At 67.1% G+C, this 17,610-nt stretch carries 16 protein-coding genes, 1 tRNA gene and 2 pseudogenes; 11 read left to right on the top strand and 8 right to left on the bottom strand.

Annotated features, from left to right (window positions below; all coding sequences use genetic code 11):
- The first annotated feature begins 5 nt into the window (after window positions 1–5).
- From LRS12_RS06905 to LRS12_RS06880, 6 genes are all read left to right on the top strand, one after another.
- Window positions 6–410 (top strand): hypothetical protein, encoded by a 405-nt coding sequence (locus LRS12_RS06905; RefSeq protein ID WP_257843911.1) that lies wholly within the window; start codon window positions 6–8, stop codon window positions 408–410.
- On the top strand, window positions 346–876 hold the full coding sequence (locus tag LRS12_RS06900; protein ID WP_257843910.1) for a hypothetical protein: 531 nt from the start codon (window positions 346–348) through the stop codon (window positions 874–876). Before LRS12_RS06905 ends, LRS12_RS06900 begins: the two co-directional genes overlap by 65 nt.
- A gap of 1 nt (window position 877) precedes the next feature.
- A complete protein-coding gene (locus tag LRS12_RS06895; RefSeq protein WP_257843909.1) occupies window positions 878–2,062 on the top strand; it encodes an acyl-CoA dehydrogenase in 1,185 nt (394 codons plus the stop codon).
- Between the two features lie 132 nt (window positions 2,063–2,194).
- Window positions 2,195–2,713 (top strand): GNAT family N-acetyltransferase, encoded by a 519-nt coding sequence (locus tag LRS12_RS06890; protein ID WP_257843908.1) that lies wholly within the window; start codon window positions 2,195–2,197, stop codon window positions 2,711–2,713.
- The gene (locus tag LRS12_RS06885; protein ID WP_257843907.1) at window positions 2,710–3,828 is read left to right on the top strand and encodes a CaiB/BaiF CoA-transferase family protein; all 1,119 of its coding nucleotides are present in this window, start codon (window positions 2,710–2,712) and stop codon (window positions 3,826–3,828) included. The genes LRS12_RS06890 and LRS12_RS06885 overlap by 4 nt, the downstream gene beginning before the upstream one ends.
- 22 nt (window positions 3,829–3,850) lie before the next feature.
- Complete coding sequence (locus tag LRS12_RS06880; protein ID WP_308222983.1) at window positions 3,851–5,002, top strand: NAD(P)/FAD-dependent oxidoreductase; 1,152 nt, start codon at window positions 3,851–3,853, stop codon at window positions 5,000–5,002.
- Here the strand turns inward: LRS12_RS06880 and LRS12_RS06875 are convergent.
- The 3 genes from LRS12_RS06875 to LRS12_RS06865 form a co-directional block, all read right to left on the bottom strand.
- Entirely contained in the window at window positions 4,992–5,789 is a 798-nt protein-coding gene (locus LRS12_RS06875) for a DUF72 domain-containing protein (RefSeq protein WP_257843906.1), read from the bottom strand. The genes LRS12_RS06880 and LRS12_RS06875 overlap by 11 nt on opposite strands.
- 35 nt (window positions 5,790–5,824) lie before the next feature.
- Complete coding sequence (locus LRS12_RS06870) at window positions 5,825–6,151, bottom strand: DUF2147 domain-containing protein (protein WP_257845449.1); 327 nt, start codon at window positions 6,149–6,151, stop codon at window positions 5,825–5,827.
- Window positions 6,152–6,461: 310 nt separating this feature from the next.
- Window positions 6,462–6,536 (bottom strand) — tRNA-Gly (locus LRS12_RS06865).
- 189 nt (window positions 6,537–6,725) lie between these two features.
- Between LRS12_RS06865 and LRS12_RS06860 the strand changes: the two genes are divergently transcribed.
- Entirely contained in the window at window positions 6,726–7,637 is a 912-nt protein-coding gene (locus LRS12_RS06860) for a tetratricopeptide repeat protein (protein WP_257843905.1), read from the top strand.
- Window positions 7,634–8,242 (top strand): LON peptidase substrate-binding domain-containing protein, encoded by a 609-nt coding sequence (locus LRS12_RS06855; protein WP_257843904.1) that lies wholly within the window; start codon window positions 7,634–7,636, stop codon window positions 8,240–8,242. Before LRS12_RS06860 ends, LRS12_RS06855 begins: the two co-directional genes overlap by 4 nt.
- Before the next feature lie 7 nt (window positions 8,243–8,249).
- Here LRS12_RS06855 and LRS12_RS06850 read toward each other — a convergent pair whose 3' ends face one another.
- Complete coding sequence (locus tag LRS12_RS06850) at window positions 8,250–8,684, bottom strand: hypothetical protein (protein WP_257843903.1); 435 nt, start codon at window positions 8,682–8,684, stop codon at window positions 8,250–8,252.
- Window positions 8,685–8,799: 115 nt separating this feature from the next.
- Window positions 8,800–10,018 (bottom strand): annotated as a pseudogene (locus LRS12_RS06845) (FAD-dependent monooxygenase).
- Between the two features lie 85 nt (window positions 10,019–10,103).
- Here LRS12_RS06845 and LRS12_RS06840 point away from each other — a divergent pair.
- Window positions 10,104–12,404 carry a DNA translocase FtsK gene (locus tag LRS12_RS06840; protein ID WP_257843902.1) on the top strand — a complete coding sequence of 767 codons (2,301 nt, stop codon included), beginning with the start codon at window positions 10,104–10,106 and terminating at the stop codon, window positions 12,402–12,404.
- 61 nt (window positions 12,405–12,465) lie between these two features.
- Here LRS12_RS06840 and LRS12_RS06835 read toward each other — a convergent pair whose 3' ends face one another.
- A complete protein-coding gene (locus tag LRS12_RS06835; protein WP_257843901.1) occupies window positions 12,466–13,356 on the bottom strand; it encodes a LysR substrate-binding domain-containing protein in 891 nt (296 codons plus the stop codon).
- Window positions 13,357–13,694: 338 nt separating this feature from the next.
- Here LRS12_RS06835 and LRS12_RS06830 point away from each other — a divergent pair.
- A pseudogene (locus LRS12_RS06830) lies at window positions 13,695–15,990 on the top strand (CDC48 family AAA ATPase).
- Here LRS12_RS06830 and LRS12_RS20275 read toward each other — a convergent pair.
- Window positions 15,941–16,513 (bottom strand): hypothetical protein, encoded by a 573-nt coding sequence (locus tag LRS12_RS20275; protein WP_374580477.1) that lies wholly within the window; start codon window positions 16,511–16,513, stop codon window positions 15,941–15,943. The pseudogene LRS12_RS06830 and the gene LRS12_RS20275 sit on opposite strands and share 50 nt — an antisense overlap.
- Entirely contained in the window at window positions 16,498–17,241 is a 744-nt protein-coding gene (locus tag LRS12_RS20270) for an MFS transporter (protein WP_374580475.1), read from the bottom strand. Before LRS12_RS20270 ends, LRS12_RS20275 begins: the two co-directional genes overlap by 16 nt.
- Between LRS12_RS20270 and LRS12_RS06820 the strand changes: the two genes are divergently transcribed.
- A complete protein-coding gene (locus LRS12_RS06820; protein WP_257843900.1) occupies window positions 17,229–17,501 on the top strand; it encodes a hypothetical protein in 273 nt (90 codons plus the stop codon). The genes LRS12_RS20270 and LRS12_RS06820 overlap by 13 nt on opposite strands.
- The last annotated feature ends 109 nt before the right edge of the window (window positions 17,502–17,610 follow it).

Below are 17,610 nucleotides of genomic sequence, written 5' to 3'. Positions count from 1 at the left end.
AACCCATGACCCCCGACGCCCCGGTTCCCACCGCCCCCACGCGCGGCAATCCCATGATGATGATCCTGGGCGCGGTGCTGGTCGCCTTCGTCACCGGCCTCGCAGTGATGGCCGTGGTGTTCCGCGCCGGCGACTGGTGGGGCCAGGCCGCGACCGCGCCCGTTGCCGTCGTTCAGCCGCCGATCTCCGCCGCTCCCATTGCGGCTCCGGGAATGGATGTCGCCACGCTCGCCGCGCGCGAGCAGGTTCTTGCCGCCCGGCTCGAGATCGCTCGATGCCAGACTGAAGGCGACCGACGCCGATGCGCGCGTCGCGGCAAGCTATGCCGGGCGGGCCGAGGCGATGATGCTGGTGTTCGGCGCGCGCCGCGCGCTCGAACGCGGACAGGAGCTGGGAATCATCGCGGGTGAGCTGCGTCGCCGCCTGGGCGGGGCCGCGCCCGAAGCGGTCGCGACCGTCATCGCCGCCTCGGGCGAGCCGATCACGCTGGAGGATCTGCGCGTCGCGTTCGACCAGATCGCGCCGCGCCTCTCCACTTCTCAGCCCGATGACGGCTGGTTGAGCGCGATCCAGCGCGAACTCGCCACGCTGGTGATCATCCGCAAGCAGGACGCCCCCAGCCCCCACCCGCGCGAACGGCTGGCGCGCGCACGGCGCCTGCTGGGGCAGGGGCATGTCGAGGCAGCTCTGGCCGAAGTCTCGCGCTTGCCCGGCGCGCAGGGCGCGGAAAGCTGGATGGCGGCGGCGGGCCGCTACATCGCGACGCGACGCGCGCTCGACACGCTCGAAACTGCTGCGATCGAGGGGAAGGCCCAACCCGTCCCCGGCGCAGCCAGCCCCGCTTCGCCAGTACAAAAAACCGTTCAGGGAGAGTAAGATGGCCGCCATGGGCCGGTTCGACTGGCAGGATCCGTTCGCGCTCGACGCGCAGCTGACCGACGAAGAGCGGATGGTCCGCGACGCGGCGCGCGCCTATGCGCAGGAGCAGCTGCTGCCGCGCGTCACCCGCGCATTCCTCGACGAGAATTTCGACCGCGAGATCATGTCGGAGATGGGCCAGCTCGGCCTGCTCGGCCCGACCATCCCCGAAACCTATGGCGGCGCGGGCCTTGGCTATGTCGCCTATGGCCTGGTGGCGCGCGAGGTCGAGGCGGTCGATTCGGGCTATCGCAGCGCGATGAGCGTGCAGTCGAGCCTGGTGATGCACCCGATCCACGCCTATGGCACCGAGGAGCAGAAGCGGAAGTACCTGCCCAAGCTCGCCAGCGGCGAATGGGTCGGATGCTTCGGTCTGACCGAGCCCGATGCCGGCAGCGACCCCGGCGGAATGCGCACCCGCGCGGCCAAGATCGACGGTGGCTACCGCCTGACCGGATCGAAGATGTGGATCACCAATTCGCCGATCGCCGATGTCTTCGTCGTCTGGGCAAAGAGCGAGGCGCATGGTGGCGGGATCAAGGGCTTTGTCCTCGAAAAGGGCATGAAGGGTCTGTCCACGCCGAAGATCGAGGGCAAGCTGTCCTTGCGCGCATCGATCACCGGCGAGATCGTGATGGACGGCGTCGAGGTGAGCGAGGACGCGCTGCTCCCCGAGGTTCAGGGGCTGAAGGGACCGTTCGGCTGCCTCAACCGCGCGCGCTACGGCATCGCCTGGGGCACGATGGGCGCGGCGGAGGCCTGCTTCCACGCGGCGCGCCAGTACACGCTCGACCGCGCCCAATTCGGCCGCCCGCTCGCCGCGACCCAGCTGGTGCAATTGAAGCTCGCCAATATGGAGACCGAAATCGCGCTCGGCCTTCAGGCAGCGCTGCGCGCGGGCCGCATGTTCGACGAAGGCAGCCTCGCCCCGGAAGCGATCAGCATCATCAAGCGCAACAATTGCGGGAAGGCGCTCGATATCGCCCGGGTCGCGCGCGACATGCATGGCGGCAACGGCATCTCCGCCGAATTCCATGTGATGCGCCACGCGATCAACCTCGAAACCGTCAACACCTATGAGGGCACGCACGACGTCCACGGCCTGATCCTCGGCCGCGCGATCACCGGGATCGCCGCGTTCTGATGTGCAGTTCAGCTCCGCTGAACTGGGCGGCATCCAGCCCGCTCCCCCCACCCGGCCTCCCACAGCGTATCCTGAATGGGAGGCCGGGTGGGGAGCGGGCTGGCTGGTCCGGCGCAGCCGGACACCCAAGCAATGACGCCGGATCGGCAGCCGACACTGCACGGCGAGTTGGTCACAATTCGCCCGCTTGTTGCGGAGGATTGGGACGCCCTCTTCGCCGTCGCCTCCGACCCGCTGATCTGGGAACTCCACCCTGCCAACGACCGCTGGCAGGAGCCGGTGTTCCGCAAATTCTTCGCCGAGGCACTCGCGTGCAGCGGGGGACTTGCGATCCTCGACAAGGCGACCGGCGCGGTGATCGGCTCCAGTCGCTACGATTATTGGGTTCCTGAAGACGACGAGATCGAGATCGGTTGGACCTTCATATCTCGCGCCTATTGGGGCGGCACCTACAACCGCGAAATCAAGCGGCTGATGCTCGACCATATCCACCGCTTCGTGAACCGTGTGGTGTTCCTCGTCGGACAGGACAATCTCCGATCACGCGGCGCGATGGAGAAGATCGGCGGACGTCTGATCCCGGGCCGCACCCATCGCGGCGGCGGGAAATCCTTCCCCGACCATGTCGTGTACGAGATTTGCCGCGCATGAAACCGCTCGCCGGGATCAAGGTTGTCGAACTCGCCCGGATTCTCGCCGGACCGTGGTGCGGACAGCTGCTCGCCGATCTCGGCGCTGAGGTGATCAAGGTCGAGCGTCCGGGTGCTGGCGACGACACCCGCCACTGGGGCCCGCCCTTCCTGCATGACGCCGATGGGGTCAGCCGCGACGCCGCCTATTATCACGCGGCCAATCGCGGAAAGACCGCGCGCTTCATCGACATCGCGACGCCCGAAGGTCAGGCTGAAGTCCGCGCGCTAGTGGCCGAATCCGATGTCGTGATCGAAAACTACAAGGTCGGCGGCCTCGTCAAATACGGCCTCGATCATGCCAGCCTCAGCACGATCAACCCGCGCCTGATCACCTGCTCGATTACCGGCTTCGGCCAAACCGGCCCCTATGCGCACCGCGCCGGATATGACTTCATCATTCAGGGAATGGGCGGGATCATGTCGCTGACCGGCGAGCCCGACGGCGCACCGCAAAAGGCGGGGATCGCCTATGCCGACATCTTCACCGGCGTCTATTCCGCCGTCGCGATCCTCGCTGCTTTGCGCCAGCGCGATGCGACGGGAGTTGGCGCGCATATCGACATGGCGCTGCTCGACACCCAGGTCGCGGTGCTCGCCAATCAGGCGCTCAACTGGATGGCCAACCCGGCAAAGGTGCCGCACCGCATGGGCAACGGCCACGCCAACCTCGCCCCCTATCAGGCGTTCACCGCCAGCGACGGCGACCTGATCATCGCGGTCGGCAATGACGGGCAATTCCGAAAGCTGTGCAGCGTTCTCGGCCTCACCCTCGCCGAAGACCCCGATTTCGCGACCAACCCGGCACGCGTGCGCAACCGCGCCCGCCTGATCGCGCCGCTTCAGGCGGCGGTGGCAGGCTGGACCAAACAGGCACTGTCCGACGCGCTCGAGGCACAGGGGGTGCCCGCCGGGCCGATCAACACCGTGGACGAGGTGTTCGCCGACCCGCAGGTGATCGCGCGCGGCATGGCGATCATGGCGCAGGGGCTCCCGGGAGTCGCCAGCCCGATCGTGATCGACGACCAGCGCATGGTCAGCGACCGCGCCAGCCCCGCACGCCCTGTGGAGGACTGAGCTGCCCCCGCTCGACATCGCGGTGGCAGGATGCGGCACCGCCGGACTTGCCGCTGCGCTGCTGCTCCATCGAGACGGCCATCGCGTCACCTTGTTCGAGCGATTTGATTCGCCGCGCCCGCTCGGCTCGGGCCTGCTGATCCAGCCAACCGGGCAGGCCGTCCTGCGTGCGTTGGGCCTCGAAGCCGAGCTGCTCGCGCGCGGAGCGCGCGTCCAGCGGCTGATCGGCCATGCCGACGATCGCTGCGTTCTCGACGTGCGATACGCCGCGTTGAAGCGAGGCGGGATCGGGATCGGCGTCCACCGTGCGACACTCTTCGCGATCCTCCACGATGCCGTTTTCGAAGAAGGTATCGCGATCGAGGCAGGGCAAGCGATCACGGGTTGCGCCGATGGACGACTACAGTTCGCGGTCCGCGCAAGCGCAGGGCCATTCGATCTGATCGTCGACGCGATGGGCAGCCGCTCGCCGCTCATCCCCGCGGCGCCGCCGCTTGCGTTCGGCGCGCTCTGGGCCGATCTCGACTGGGCGGGCGACTTCATCCCCGATGCGCTCCAGCAACACTATCGCCGCGCCAGCGTGATGGCCGGAGTGCTGCCGATCGGCACCCCGCGCCACGCGAGCGGACCCCGCGCGGCCTTGTTCTGGTCGCTGCGCGCCGACCGGCTGGCGGACTGGCGCGCAGCGGGTCTCGCGATGTGGAAAGAACAGGTGCTGGAACTATGGCCCGCCACCGCGCCGTTGCTCGACCAGATCGCCGACCCGCAGCAACTGACCTTCGCCAGCTACGCCCACCGCACCTTGCGCCAACCGGTCGCCGACCGACTGATCCATATCGGCGATGCGTGGCATTCGACCAGCCCGCAGCTGGGGCAGGGGGCGAACATGGCGTTGCTCGACGCCTATGCCCTTGCGCTTGGTCTGCGCCGGAGCCGCGCGCTGCCCGACGCACTCGCAGAAACGGTGCGGCTGCGGCGCGACCAGATCGCCCTGTATCAGTTGCTCAGCCGCGTGTTGACACCGGTCTATCAATCCGACGGTACGGCGATCCCATGGCTGCGCGATCGGGTGATGGGTCCGGTGTCAAAGCTATGGCCGTTTACCGCAGCACAGGCGGCATTGGTCAGTGGTGCGGTGGGTCACCCGCTCGCTCGCCTCGGACTCAGCGCGTGAGGTTGGCCAGCGCGCGTGCCCCGGCGGGTGCGCGCACCTTGCCGCCATGGATCAGGAATACGAACGTCTCGCGCGGCACTGCCGGCGGATCACGCTCCTCGACATAGGGCAATCCGGCAGGCCGACCGCCCGACGCCCAGCATTTTGCCACATCGGCCCAGCGGTCCAGCTCGCCCTCGGGATAACAGAGCGGATTGTCGTCCGCACCCGACTCCAACCGCGCATAGACGAAGTCGCCGGTCACATCGGCGATGGCGGGATAGTCGGGCGAATGCGCATAGACGATCGCCACCCCCGCATCGCGGCAAAGCGCCACGAACTCGGGCACCGCGAAGCTCTCATGCCGTACCTGCACCGCATGACGTAGCGTGACTCCGTCATGGCTGGCAGGGAGCAGTTTCAGGAACGCGCCGAAATCGGCCGCGTCGAACTTCTTGGTCGCCATGAATTGCCACAGGATCGGGCCAAGCTTGTCGCCCAGCTCGACAATCCCCTGTCCCACGAATTTCGCAACCGATTCGCCCGCTTCCGCCAGCACCTTGCGGTTGGTGCAGAAGCGCGACGCCTTCACCGCGAAAACGAACCCGTCGGGCACGCTCGCCGCCCACCCGGAAAAGGTCGCGGGCTTGAAGCCGGAATAGTAAGTGCCGTTGATCTCGATCGCGTTCAGCTGGCGACTGGCGAACTCCAGCTCCTTCTTCTGCGCCAGACCCTCCGGGTAGAAGGTGCCGCGCCAGGGCTCGAAGGTCCAGCCGCCGATGCCGGTGCGAATGGGTGCGTGCGTCATGCCGCGTGCTTAGCGCGCCGCGGCACCCCCGCGCATCACGAAATACGCTTCCAGGTCTGCGACTTGCAGATGAACCCCAGCACGCAGCCCTTCCCGATCATCGAATCGCCCTCGATCCGCATCTGCCCGCTGAACGTGCGGTTCATGTCGGGCACGAACACGCGCCCCTTATATTCGCCCGGCCCCACCTGACGGAATTCGCGGAAGAGGTTCGCACCGATCAGCTTCTCGGTCCCGCCCTTGCGCGCGTCCGCCTTGGCCTTCTCGCTCGCCCAGATCACGGTGCCGCAAACCTGACCCTCGCCACAGGGCGCGATCCGGACATGCACCGTGTTCTTTGGATTGCGCCACACGCTCGCCACCGGCAACGCCGCACCCCTTGCTCCCGGCCGACGCCGCAAGCGGGGCGGTCAGCATCGCCAGACCTGCCAGCGCCATCATCCATGCGCGCGGACGCGCCGTGCGCCGCACCGGTCCTTCGATCATCATGGTTGAATCTCCTGTCATCTGTTCACGGCCACGCTTCGCGCGACCGAAACCCTGTTTGAACAGATAATTAGGTACGAGACCCGGCACGAAAAGGGCGGGAAGGGGGGCAATTTGCCAAACGGCGTGTTCGCGAAAACGTTACACGCCAGATGTGGTGAGAGTGCGCGATCATCGCGCGGCGACTGGAGCGGGCGAAGGGATTCGAACCCTCGACCCCAACCTTGGCAAGGTTGTGCTCTACCCCTGAGCTACGCCCGCTCTCTGGCGCCATATGTGCCCACTCGGAACGCCGAGGGGGCGGGGCAAGGTGGCGGCCTCTAGCAGCGGGTTTCTGGGTCTGCAAGGGGGAAGTTGCGGGATTCGCGATTCGCGCGCAGGGGGTTGGCCCTGAGGATGCGAGCGCCCAAATAGGGCTTTAATTCTCGTTCGAACGACAAGGGATTCGCCGTGGCCACGCTTGGACTTTCCGCCGCCGACAAGGATGCCGTCGAGGCTTTCCGCCGCGACATCGCCGAACCGTCGATGACGAAGCTCGTCATCCTCGATTTCTGGGCGGAATGGTGCGGGCCGTGCAAGGCGCTGGGGCCGGTGCTCGACAAGGTCGCCGCCGACTATGCCGACAAGGGCGTGATGCTCGCCAAGATCGACGTCGACGCCAATCAGTTCATCGCCGCGCAGTTCCAGGTGCGCTCGATCCCCACCGTCTATGCGATGTTCCAGGGCCAGCTCGTTGCCGACCTGACCAACGCGCGCACCGAATCGCAATTGAAGTCGATGCTCGACCAGATTCTGGGCCAGCTGCCGATCCAGAGCGATGCCGCGGCGCAGGCCGCCGAGCTCGAACCGTTGCTGGCGATGGGTGAGGAGGTACTGGCGGGCGGCGAAACCGAGCGCGCGCTGTCGATCTTCGAACAGATCGCCGAAATCGCCCCCGACAACGCTCAGGCCGCCGCCGGTCGCGCCCGCGCGCTGACCGCGCTGGGGCGCCTCGATGAAGCCGCCGCCGTGCTCGATGCGCTGCCCGCCGATCCCGCCAAGGCGCAGGAGGTCGAGCGCGCCCGCGCCGCGCTGAGCATAGCGCAGGAGGCCCCCGCTACGTCAGACGACAGCGAACTGGGCGCGCTGCGCGCCAAGGCCGCGGGCGGCGACATGGACGCCCGCTACGAACTCGCCGGCGCGCTGATGGCGAGCGACCGCGAGGGCGCGGCGGAAACGCTGCTGGCGATGATCGCGGAGGACAAGGAGTGGAACGAGGGCGCCGCCCGCGCACGCCTGCTCAAGCTGTTCGAAGCGGTCGGCCTGGAAGACCCCTGGGTCTCGGCACAGCGCCGCAAGCTCTCCGCCATCCTGTTCGGATGAGCGCGACGCGGCTCTCGATCTTTCCGCTGCCCGGGGCGCTGCTGTTCCCCGGCATGCATTTGCCGCTGCATATCTTCGAGCCGCGCTACCGAGCGATGGTCAACGACAGCCTTGCCCGCGACCGGCGCATCGCCATGATTCAGCCCAAGGGCGGAGGCGACAAGCCGCCGCTGTTCGAGATCGGCTGTGTCGGTCGCATCGCCGATGTCGAGGCGCTGGAGGATGGCCGCTTCAACCTGGTGCTGGAGGGCCTGTCGCGCTTCCGCATCCTGCGCGAGCTGGAGGTGACGACATTGTTCCGCCAGGTCGAGGCCGAGCTGATCGCCGATCCGGCAGACGAGACACTGTCGCTGGGCGCACGCGCCGCGCTCGAACTCGAATCGCGCCGCTTCGCCGAGTTGCAGGGCTATGCGGTCGATTGGGAAGCGGTGACGCGGCTCGACGACCAGAATCTGGTCAACGGCATAGCCCAGATCGCCCCCTTCGACCCCGCCGCCAAACAGGCGCTGCTGGAAGCGGACTCGCTCAGCGACCGTGCCGAGCTGATCACCCAGCTGATGCAGTTTTTCGGTCGGCACGAGGGGGAAGAGGGGACGTTGCAGTAGGCGGCGTTCACAGCACGTCTGATTTCAATTGCGGATCAAACTTGGTTCCGATCGACACCGCGCCGCAAGTCGTGGCCGCATCCACCACATTGTTCGCGAAAAAACCGTGGTGGACGATCAGATTTGATGGCCCGTCCCATTCCAGCCGGACGCGGTCTGTTCCATCACCCAGAAACGCGCGGCAGCTCCAGCCCGGCGTGTCGGGCGGGAACCACGCCTTCTTGATGAAGACAGCTTTGCTCCAGCCACAAGGCGCGCCGCAATCATCGAACTGGACGCGGGCCTCATTGGACCCGTCGGGCGACAATGCGCGAGCATAAACGGTGCGTTCGCCGGCAGCCCATAGCGCCAAGCCAAATAGAAGGCCGGGACTCAAAATGAGAAGCCCGGCCATGCCCAGACAGCCGACCGCGCAACCGACCTTTCTCAAATTGATATCCATGTTCCCCCCTTTTCAATTAGCCGGGGGTATCCGGACATCTGTTCCAGATCATGAGCGTGTCATGAGCTTTTGCTGAGCATGGTCTCGGATTTGCAGGGCTGGCAGATCGCTCGGCTCAAACCATCTCCCCATGCAGCAATCGCGGCACCTTGCCCGATTCTGCCGCGCGCTTCGGCCATGAACCAGTTCTTTAGGCTAGGCACCTTGTCCACGGCCGACAGGCCGAACCGCCGCGCCGCATTCGCCGCACCGCCCGGAATCCCGAACAGATGCGTCAGCGCGTCGGTGGCGATGCTGACCATCATCGTGTCGAGGCTGCGCCAGCGTTCGTATCGGGTCAGCAACGCAGGATCGCCCATGTCGAGCCCCAGCCGCTTCCCCTCGACCAGCACCTCGGCCAAAGCCGCGACATCGCGGAATCCGACATTGACCCCCTGCCCCGCAATGGGGTGGATGCCGTGCGCCGCGTCGCCGACCAGCGCCAGCCGGTCGGCGGTGATCTTCGCGGCATGGTGAAAGCCGAGCGGGTGGCTGAAACGCGGGCCGAGCGGCCCCAGCTTCCCCAGAAACCCGCCCATCTTCTTGTCCGCCTCGGCCAGGAAGCCGCGTTCGGACAGCTTCATCATCCCCGCTTCCTCGTGCCGCTTCACCGACCACACGATCGCCGAGCGATGCCCGCGATCATCGTCACGCAGCGGCAGGATCGCGAAGGGCCCCTGCGGGTAGAAGATCTCGAACGCGGTATTCTCGTGGCTGTGCTCGTGATGGAGCGAGGTCACGATCGCCGCATGGTCATAGGTCCAGCGCGCCACCCGCAACAGCGCCGCATCCCGCGTCGGCGAGGCGCGGCCCTCCGCCCCGATCAGCAATTGCGCGCGCACGCTCTCGCCGCTGCTCAGCGTCGCGGTGACGCCATGCGCGTCGCGTTCGACCGACAGCGCGCGCGTGTTCATCCGCACATCGGCCAGCTTCGCGCGCGCCGCCGCCGTCATCAACGCGCGGCGCAGGTCGCGATTCTCGAACATCGTGCCGAGCGCGCCCTCACCCTCCTGCGGATCGAAGTCGAGCTTGCCCGGCTTCAGCCCATCCGACACGCGGATGCTCTCGATCGGACAGCCCTTGCCCGCCAGATCCTCGGCCAGCCCGATTGCCTCCAGCATCCGCAGCGGCGCGGCGGCGATGGCCGATGCGCGGCCGTCATGTCCGGCGGACAGGATCGCGTCCGGGTCCGCCGGGTCGATCACGATGCTGGAGATGCCATGCGCGTCGAGCGCCACGGCAAGCGCGCTCCCGACCAGTCCGCCGCCAAGGATCAAGAGGTCCGCATTACTCATGCCATCCCGTTATCCCACCCCCCGCCTTGACGCCAGACTCCGCAGGGGGGATGATTGGAACGATTATCGAACACGGGTGGGGACGATGGCGAGCCGGGTGCAGCCGATGCTGTGGCGTGACACGATGAAGGCGGGTGCAAGGCGAAGCGGGGCGCTGATCGGCGCGATCGCTTTGTTCCTGTTCACCCTCGCCGCCGTGCTCGCCGTCGGGACATACAATGGCGAAGATCCCTCGCTGAATACCGCCGCGGGCGGCCCCGCGCGCAATCTGCTCGGCGAACCGGGGGCGTGGCTTGCCGACCTGCTGCTCGCGATCGGCGGGCTACCGGTCGTGCTGCTCGCGCCCGTCGGGATCATCCTCGGCCTGCGCCTCTGGCGGGGCGAGGGCGCGGGACGCTGGCGGCGGATGCTGCTCGGCGCGCTCGGCGGCATTGCGCTGATGGGCGCGGCGCTCGCCTCGATCTCGAACAGCGCGGTGATGGAACTTCCGGGCGGCTGGGGCGGCGTTGTCGGTCTCGCCGTCGCTGGGGCGATACGCGGACTGCTCGGCCTGATCGGCGACCCGATGGTGACGCTGTGGGGCACCCGCGTGCTCGGCCTGATCGTCGGAATCGGCGGCGTGATCCTGTGGGCGCGCAGCGTGCAGTTCGATTTCCGCCAGCATCTCCGCCTTCCGAAGATGCCCCAGCGCGACGCGGCCGCGGCGCTTCCGTTCGATGTCGACGACGCCGACGAGGTGTTCACCCCCGCCGCGCCGCGCCCGCGCAAGGTGGCGCTGCCCGATGCCCGTCCCGGCCCGGTCATCGCCGACCGCACCCCCGCGCCCCAGCCGCCCAAGGCCAAGCCGGTCCAGGCGACCCTCGACTTCAAGGGGACCTACCAGCTTCCCCCGCTCAAACTGCTCAAGGAACCGGCGAAGAGCGGCAGCACGGCGATCGACAAGGCGGCACTGGAGCGCAACGCCCGGCTGCTCGAATCCGTCCTCGACGACTTCCATGTGAAGGGCCAGATCGTCGAAGTCCGCCCCGGCCCGGTGGTGACGATGTACGAGCTGGAACCCGCCTCGGGCATCAAGGCGAGCCGCGTGGTCCAGCTCGCCGACGATATCGCGCGCAACATGTCCGCCGTCTCGGCCCGCGTCGCGACCATCCCCGGACGCAGCGTGATCGGCATCGAACTGCCCAATGTGAAGCGCGAGACGGTGTCGCTCCACGAACTGATCGGCAGCGCGACGTTCGAGGATATGGGCGCACAGCTCCCGATCGTTCTGGGCAAGAATATCGCGGGCGATCCGGTCATCGCCGATCTCGCGCCGATGCCGCATCTGCTCGTCGCGGGCACCACCGGCTCGGGCAAGTCGGTCGGGCTCAACTGCATGATCCTGTCGCTGCTCTACCGGCTGACCCCGGACCAGTGCCGCATGATCATGATCGATCCCAAGATGCTGGAACTCAGCATGTACAAGGACATCCCCCATCTGCTGGCGGATGTGGTCACCGATCCGCCCAAGGCGGTGCGCGCGCTCAAATGGGCGGTGGAGCAGATGGAGGAACGCTATCGCATGATGGCGTCGGTCAACGTCCGCAGCCTCGGCAGCTTCAACGACAAGGTGCGTCAGGCGCTCGCCAAGGGACAGAAGCTCGGCCGCAAGGTCCAGGTCGGCTACGACCCCGAAACGCGCAAGCCGCTGTACGAAGAGGAAACGCTCGACCTCACCCCGCTGCCGCAGATCGTGATCATCGTCGACGAACTCGCCGATCTGATGATGACCGCGGGCAAGGAAGTCGAATTCCTGATCCAGCGCCTCGCACAGAAGGCGCGCGCGGCGGGCATCCACCTGATCATGGCAACGCAGCGCCCCTCGGTCGACGTCATCACCGGCGTGATCAAGGCGAATTTGCCCACCCGAATCAGCTTCCACGTCACGTCGAAGATCGATTCGCGCACGATCCTGGGCGAACAGGGTGCCGAACAGCTGCTGGGCAAGGGCGACATGCTCTACATGCCCGGCGGCAAGCAGATCGCCCGCGTCCACGGCCCGTTCGTGTCGGATGAGGAGGTGATGGCGGTCGCCGATCACTGGCGCTCGCAAGGCGCGCCGGACTATATCTCCGCCGTCACCGAGGAGCCGGAGGGCGGCGAGTTCGCACTCGACGGTGCCCCGACCGGAGAGGATTCTCCGGAGGAACAACTCTACCGCCGCGCGGTGCAGCTTGTCGCGGAAAGCCAGAAGGCGTCGACGTCATGGCTGCAACGCCAGCTGCGCGTCGGCTACAACAGCGCGGCGCGCCTCGTCGAACGGATGGAAAAGGACGGCCTCGTCTCCCGCCCCGACCATGTCGGCCGGCGCGAAGTGCTGATGGATCAGGACGGGCGGCCGCTCTAGATCCGGGCCGGAACGGGCAAGCATCTCGCGCCGCTCAGCGGCCGCTGATCGCTTGCCCCTCTCACCCCTCGATATCGAACAACCCGATCAGCCAGTCGTGGAACAGCTTCACCGGCCGCTGCTCCAACGCGCGGGGGCGGCACACGAACCAGTAGCTGTACGGGCTCTTGACGCTCGGCTCCCCGAACAGCGTGCCGATGCGCGGGTCGTCGGGGTCGATGCGGTGCGAATCGAGCATGAACGCGATTCCGACTCCCTGCGCCGCCGCCTCCAGCAGCAGCGATCCCGAATCGAACAGATCGATCGACACCGGCTCCAGATCGGGCAGACCCAGCGCCGAACGCCAGATCTCGAAACTGTCAGCCATGTCGCGATGCGCGAGGATCGAGTAGCCGGCCAGCTCCTCGGGCCGCCCGATCGCTTCGGGGCCATAGACCAGCCGCCGCGCCGCCACCGGGCGGATGCGGTTGCGGTCGAGTCGCCGACCGTAGAGCGTTGGTTCGATATCGCGCGCCAGCACGATCGCGGCGTCCAGCCCGTCGCCCAGCCGCGACATGCCGTGCCCGCCGGTATCGATGTCCAGGTGAAGCTGCGGATGCACTGCGCGCAACGCGGTAAGATAGGGCAGGAGCCGCTGGCTCGCGAACAGCGACGGCGTGCCCAGGCGTAGCCGCAGCACCTCGGTCCCGCTGTTCATGCTCTCGATCGCGTCGCTCATCGTGTCGAGCGCCGGCGCGATCAGGCCCAGCAACCGCTCGCCCTCCGCATTCAGCTTCATCGCCTGATGCCGCCGCTCGAACAATTGCTTGCCGATGAAGCGTTCCAGCGCCTGGACCCGCCGACTCAACGCGGGCGACGACAGCGCCAGTTCCTCCGACGCGGCCTTGACCGATCCCAGCCGCGCGACCTGGACGAACGCCTCGATGGCGGTAAGGGGCGGCAACCTGCGCATCGGTTACATTTCTGTGGTGCAGCGTAGCATATTGCAACCCATTCCGGGTGAGGCGATCACGATGACACCCCTGTCATCGGCTATAATCAGGGAATGTTACAGATTGCAGAATCTGCAATCGCATAGGTAGTTCTTCGCACTTGCACAAAAACACGCCGCACTGCACATAGGACGTGCCTTTCAGGCATCCTCTCCTAAACCTTTCAAAGGGCTGGTCTTCGGACCGGCCCATTTTTTTTGCCTGGATCGTGTGCGAAACGGTCCCTGACCTAGCTGATCCGGAACTACGTGCCTATCTGGCGCGTCACCCCCCGGACGGGCGAAGGGAAGGAGAGCCGATGGCCGACACGGAATCAGACACGCGCAAGCTTCAGGTCGCCAATGCGCGGCCCGAGGATAGCGGTCGTGGCCTCGCGCACCTCCCGCGCGCGATGATGGAGTCACTCGGCCTGCAACAGGGCGACGTGGTCGAAATCATCGGCAAACGCACCACGCCCGCGCGCGTCGTCTTCCCCTATCCCGAGGATGAGGGGCTGGAGATTCTCCGCATCGACGGGCTTCAGCGCGCCAATGCCGGCGTCGGCTCGGGCGATTTCGTCGAAGTGCGCAAGGCCGAATCGCGACCTGCGACCCGCGTCGTCTTCGCCCCCCGCCCGCCGCGACCTGCGACTCGAAGGATCGGGCGACGCTCTCCGCCGCACCTTCCTCGGCCGCCCGCTGTGTCAGGGCGACACCATCTCCACCGTCGGGCAACAGCGCGTGTCGGACATGCCCCCTAATGTGCTCCAGCATCTGCGCGCGCCCGCCTACGCGCTGCAGGAGATCCGCCTGGCCGTCGTCTCCGCCGTCCCGCGCGGCATCGTCCATATCGACGCGGAGACCGAGATCGAGCTGCGCAACGAGTTCGAGGAAGCGCGCGAGTTGCGCCGCGCCGATGTGACCTATGACGACATCGGCGGCATGGCTGCGACCATCGATCAGCTGCGCGAGATGGTCGAGCTGCCGTTGCGCTATCCCGAACTGTTCCAGCGGCTCGGCGTCGATCCGCCCAAGGGCGTGCTGCTCCATGGACCGCCCGGCACCGGCAAGACCCGCCTCGCCCGCGCGGTCGCCAACGAATCCGACGCGCAATTCTTCCTGATCAACGGTCCCGAGATCATGGGGTCGGCCTATGGCGAATCGGAGAAGCGGCTGCGCGACGTGTTCGAGGAGGCGGCGAAGAACGCCCCCTCGATCGTGTTCATCGACGAGATCGATTCGATCGCGCCCAAGCGCGGCCAGGTGTCGGGCGAGGCCGAAAAGCGCCTCGTCGCCCAGCTGCTGACGCTGATGGACGGGTTGGAGGCGCGCGCCAACATCGTCGTCATCGCCGCGACCAACCGGCCCGAAGCGATCGACGAAGCCCTGCGCCGTCCCGGCCGCTTCGACCGCGAGATCATCGTCGGCGTCCCCGACGAACGCGGTCGTCGCGAGATCCTCGGCATCCACACCCGCGGCATGCCGATCGAGGAACGCGTCGATCTCGACGAGCTCGCCCGCACCACCTTCGGCTTTGTCGGTGCAGACATCGCAGCGCTGGCGCGCGAGGCCGCGATCGAGGCGGTGCGGCGAATCATGCCGCGGCTCAACCTCAGCGAGAAGACCGTCCCTTCCGATGTGCTCGAGACGCTCGCGGTCACGCGCGAGGATTTCGTCGAAGCACTGAAGCGCGTGCAGCCGAGCGCGATGCGCGAGGTGATGGTGCAAAAGCCGAACATCAAATGGGAGGATGTCGGCGGCCTCGATGACGCCCAGATGCGGCTGAAGGAAGGCGTCGAGCTGCCGATGCGCGATCCCGACGCGTTCCGCCGCCTCGGCATCCGCCCGGCCAAGGGCTTTCTGCTCTATGGTCCCCCCGGCACCGGCAAGACCCTGCTGGCCAAGGCGGTGGCGCGTGAGGCGGAGGCGAACTTCATCGCCACCAAGTCGAGCGACCTCTTGTCCAAATGGTATGGCGAGAGCGAGCAGCAGATCGCCCGCCTCTTCGCCCGCGCACGCCAGGTCGCGCCCTGCGTAATCTTCATCGACGAGCTCGACAGCCTTGTTCCCGCACGCGGGTCGGGGATGGGTGAGCCGCAGGTGACCGAGCGCGTGGTCAACACCATCCTCGCCGAGATGGACGGGCTGGAGGAGCTTCAGTCGGTCGTCGTGATCGGCGCAACCAACCGGCCGAACCTGATCGACCCCGCGCTGATGCGTCCGGGCCGACTCGACGAGCTGATTTATGTCGGCGTCCCCGATGCCGAGGGGCGCGAGCGCATCCTCAAGATCCAGACGCAAAGGATGCCGCTCGCCGACGATGTCGATCTCGCCGAGGTTGCCGCGCGCACCGAGCGGTTCACCGGCGCGGACCTGGAGGACGTCACCCGTCGCGCGGGCCTTGCCGCGCTGCGCGAACGCCCGCCGGCAAGCCAGGTGACGATGGCGCATTTCGAAGCGGCACTCGCCGATTCGCGCGCCACCGTCACACCGGAGATGGAGCGCGAATATGAGCAGATCGTCGCCAAGATGAAGCAGGATGCGGTGGCGCTCAACCCGATCGGCTTTATCGCTCCGGGGATGCTTCAGGGCCGGACTCGCTTGTCCGAAGACTGAACCAGCCATAGGCGACGAGGATCGCGAGGGCGGCGGCCGCGACCAGATAGGGGAGCGGCCGCCACCCACCATAGAGCGCGACGCCGATCGACGGGCCGAGGATGAAGGCGGCGCCGTTGATCGACGTCACCTTCCCCGCCACCGATCCCTGCGCCCCCTGCCCCACCGCCAGTGACGACCCGGCGGTGAACCCCGGGCGCGAAAAGCCGAAGCCCATCGTCGTCAGAGCGTAAGCCGTGGCGATGCCGTAGAGCGACGTCGCGGTGCCCGTCGCCAGGCACCCGACCGCACTCAAACTCAGCCCGATCAGCATCAACTGACGCGGGTTGAGCCCCAGCAGCGGAATGATCCCCCATTGCACCAGCAGCGCCGACCCCGCGCCCATCATCAGCACGAGTCCCGTCGCCTCGATCGCCTCCAGCGGCGCAACGCCCAGCCGGTCGATGATCAGGAATCCGATCACCTGCCCCGCCATCGCCTGTGCATGGCCGAGCACCAGGCCACAGATCATCCAGGCGCGCACGCGCGGATCGAGAAAGCCGATCGGCTCGACCTTGTCCGCAGTCGCCGCGGTGACGCTCGCCCCGCTCGCCTGCCCCCGATCGAGGGATAGCTCGACGCCGCACCATGGCTGACCGATTCGTCGACATCGCGCGGAAGCAGCCGGGCGACCGCGAACAGCATCGCCAGCGCGACGATGCTGAAGATCAGCGCCGGCCCCGCCAGTCCGATCGTCGGTCCGCCGCGCCACAGATCGCCGAGCACCAGATAGGGCGCGATGGCGGGACCCAGGATCGTGCCCAGTCCGAATGCCGAACCGAGCAGGGTCAGCGCCTTGGTCCGCTCATCCCGGCTGGTGCGCGACGCGACGATCGCCTGGATCGCGGGCGGTGCCGCCGATCCGAACCCGCCATAGAGCATCCGCGCAGCGACGAAGAAGGCGAAGGCGGTGACCGGCGCGATCCAGCCATTGATGCCGGCGGCGAGGAACAGCCCGCAAAAGAACAAGGACGCGGTCAGCCCAACCTGCCCCAGCAGCACCATGTTGCGCCGCCCGTGCCGGTCGGACCGGTTGGCCCAGAAGGGGGCAACCAGCGTCCACAGCAATGCCGACACCGAAAATGCCGCCGCCACCGCGCTGTCGGGGACGCCCAGCGACCGCCCCAGCGCGGGCAGCACCGATTGCAGCGCGGTATTGCCCGCCGCGATCACGAACATCACCGCGAACAGGATCACAAATGTGCGATCCATTCGCGCGGCGCTCACCGCGCCCACTGATGCCCGCGCCGGATATCGACAACCATCAGGTCATAGCGCTGGAGCCATTTGCCGCGCCCCTCGTGCTGGATGCGGGCATGTTCGGGGTGTTCGCGCCAGGCGACGGCGCTGGCATCGTCGGCCCAATAGCTGATCGTGATCTCGCCCCCTCGGCGCTGCCGACCCAGTCGACTCCGCGAAAGCCCGGCTGCTCTGCGACTAGGATCGCCATCGCCTCTGCGGCGGCGGCGTAACCCGGTTCATCCGCGCCGGTGGATTCGGACACGAAGATCACCGCGACCTGGCCTGTGCGTGGGTGCTCCATGCGTTTCAGGATGAAACGTTTCTCCCTTCCGCGCAACC

It is taken from the genome of Sphingomonas sp. J344 (assembly GCF_024700005.1).
In the GTDB taxonomy this organism is placed as follows: Bacteria; Pseudomonadota; Alphaproteobacteria; order Sphingomonadales; family Sphingomonadaceae; genus Sphingomonas.
The sequence above is the reverse complement of the archived record's forward strand: the minus strand, read 5'-3'. Positions and strand labels throughout refer to the sequence as shown.

Coding starts and splice junctions, on each gene's coding strand:
- LRS12_RS06840 (WP_257843902.1), top strand. CDS start 10,104: ATGGCGAGCCGGGTGCAGCCGATGCTGTGGCGTGACACGATGAAGGCG.
- LRS12_RS06900 (WP_257843910.1), top strand. CDS start 346: ATGCTGGTGTTCGGCGCGCGCCGCGCGCTCGAACGCGGACAGGAGCTG.
- LRS12_RS06855 (WP_257843904.1), top strand. CDS start 7,634: ATGAGCGCGACGCGGCTCTCGATCTTTCCGCTGCCCGGGGCGCTGCTG.
- LRS12_RS20270 (WP_374580475.1), bottom strand. CDS start 17,241: ATGGATCGCACATTTGTGATCCTGTTCGCGGTGATGTTCGTGATCGCG.
- LRS12_RS06835 (WP_257843901.1), bottom strand. CDS start 13,356: ATGCGCAGGTTGCCGCCCCTTACCGCCATCGAGGCGTTCGTCCAGGTC.
- LRS12_RS06850 (WP_257843903.1), bottom strand. CDS start 8,684: ATGGATATCAATTTGAGAAAGGTCGGTTGCGCGGTCGGCTGTCTGGGC.
- LRS12_RS06885 (WP_257843907.1), top strand. CDS start 2,710: ATGAAACCGCTCGCCGGGATCAAGGTTGTCGAACTCGCCCGGATTCTC.
- LRS12_RS06875 (WP_257843906.1), bottom strand. CDS start 5,789: ATGACGCACGCACCCATTCGCACCGGCATCGGCGGCTGGACCTTCGAG.
- LRS12_RS06820 (WP_257843900.1), top strand. CDS start 17,229: ATGTGCGATCCATTCGCGCGGCGCTCACCGCGCCCACTGATGCCCGCG.
- LRS12_RS06890 (WP_257843908.1), top strand. CDS start 2,195: ATGACGCCGGATCGGCAGCCGACACTGCACGGCGAGTTGGTCACAATT.
- LRS12_RS06905 (WP_257843911.1), top strand. CDS start 6: ATGACCCCCGACGCCCCGGTTCCCACCGCCCCCACGCGCGGCAATCCC.
- LRS12_RS06895 (WP_257843909.1), top strand. CDS start 878: ATGGCCGCCATGGGCCGGTTCGACTGGCAGGATCCGTTCGCGCTCGAC.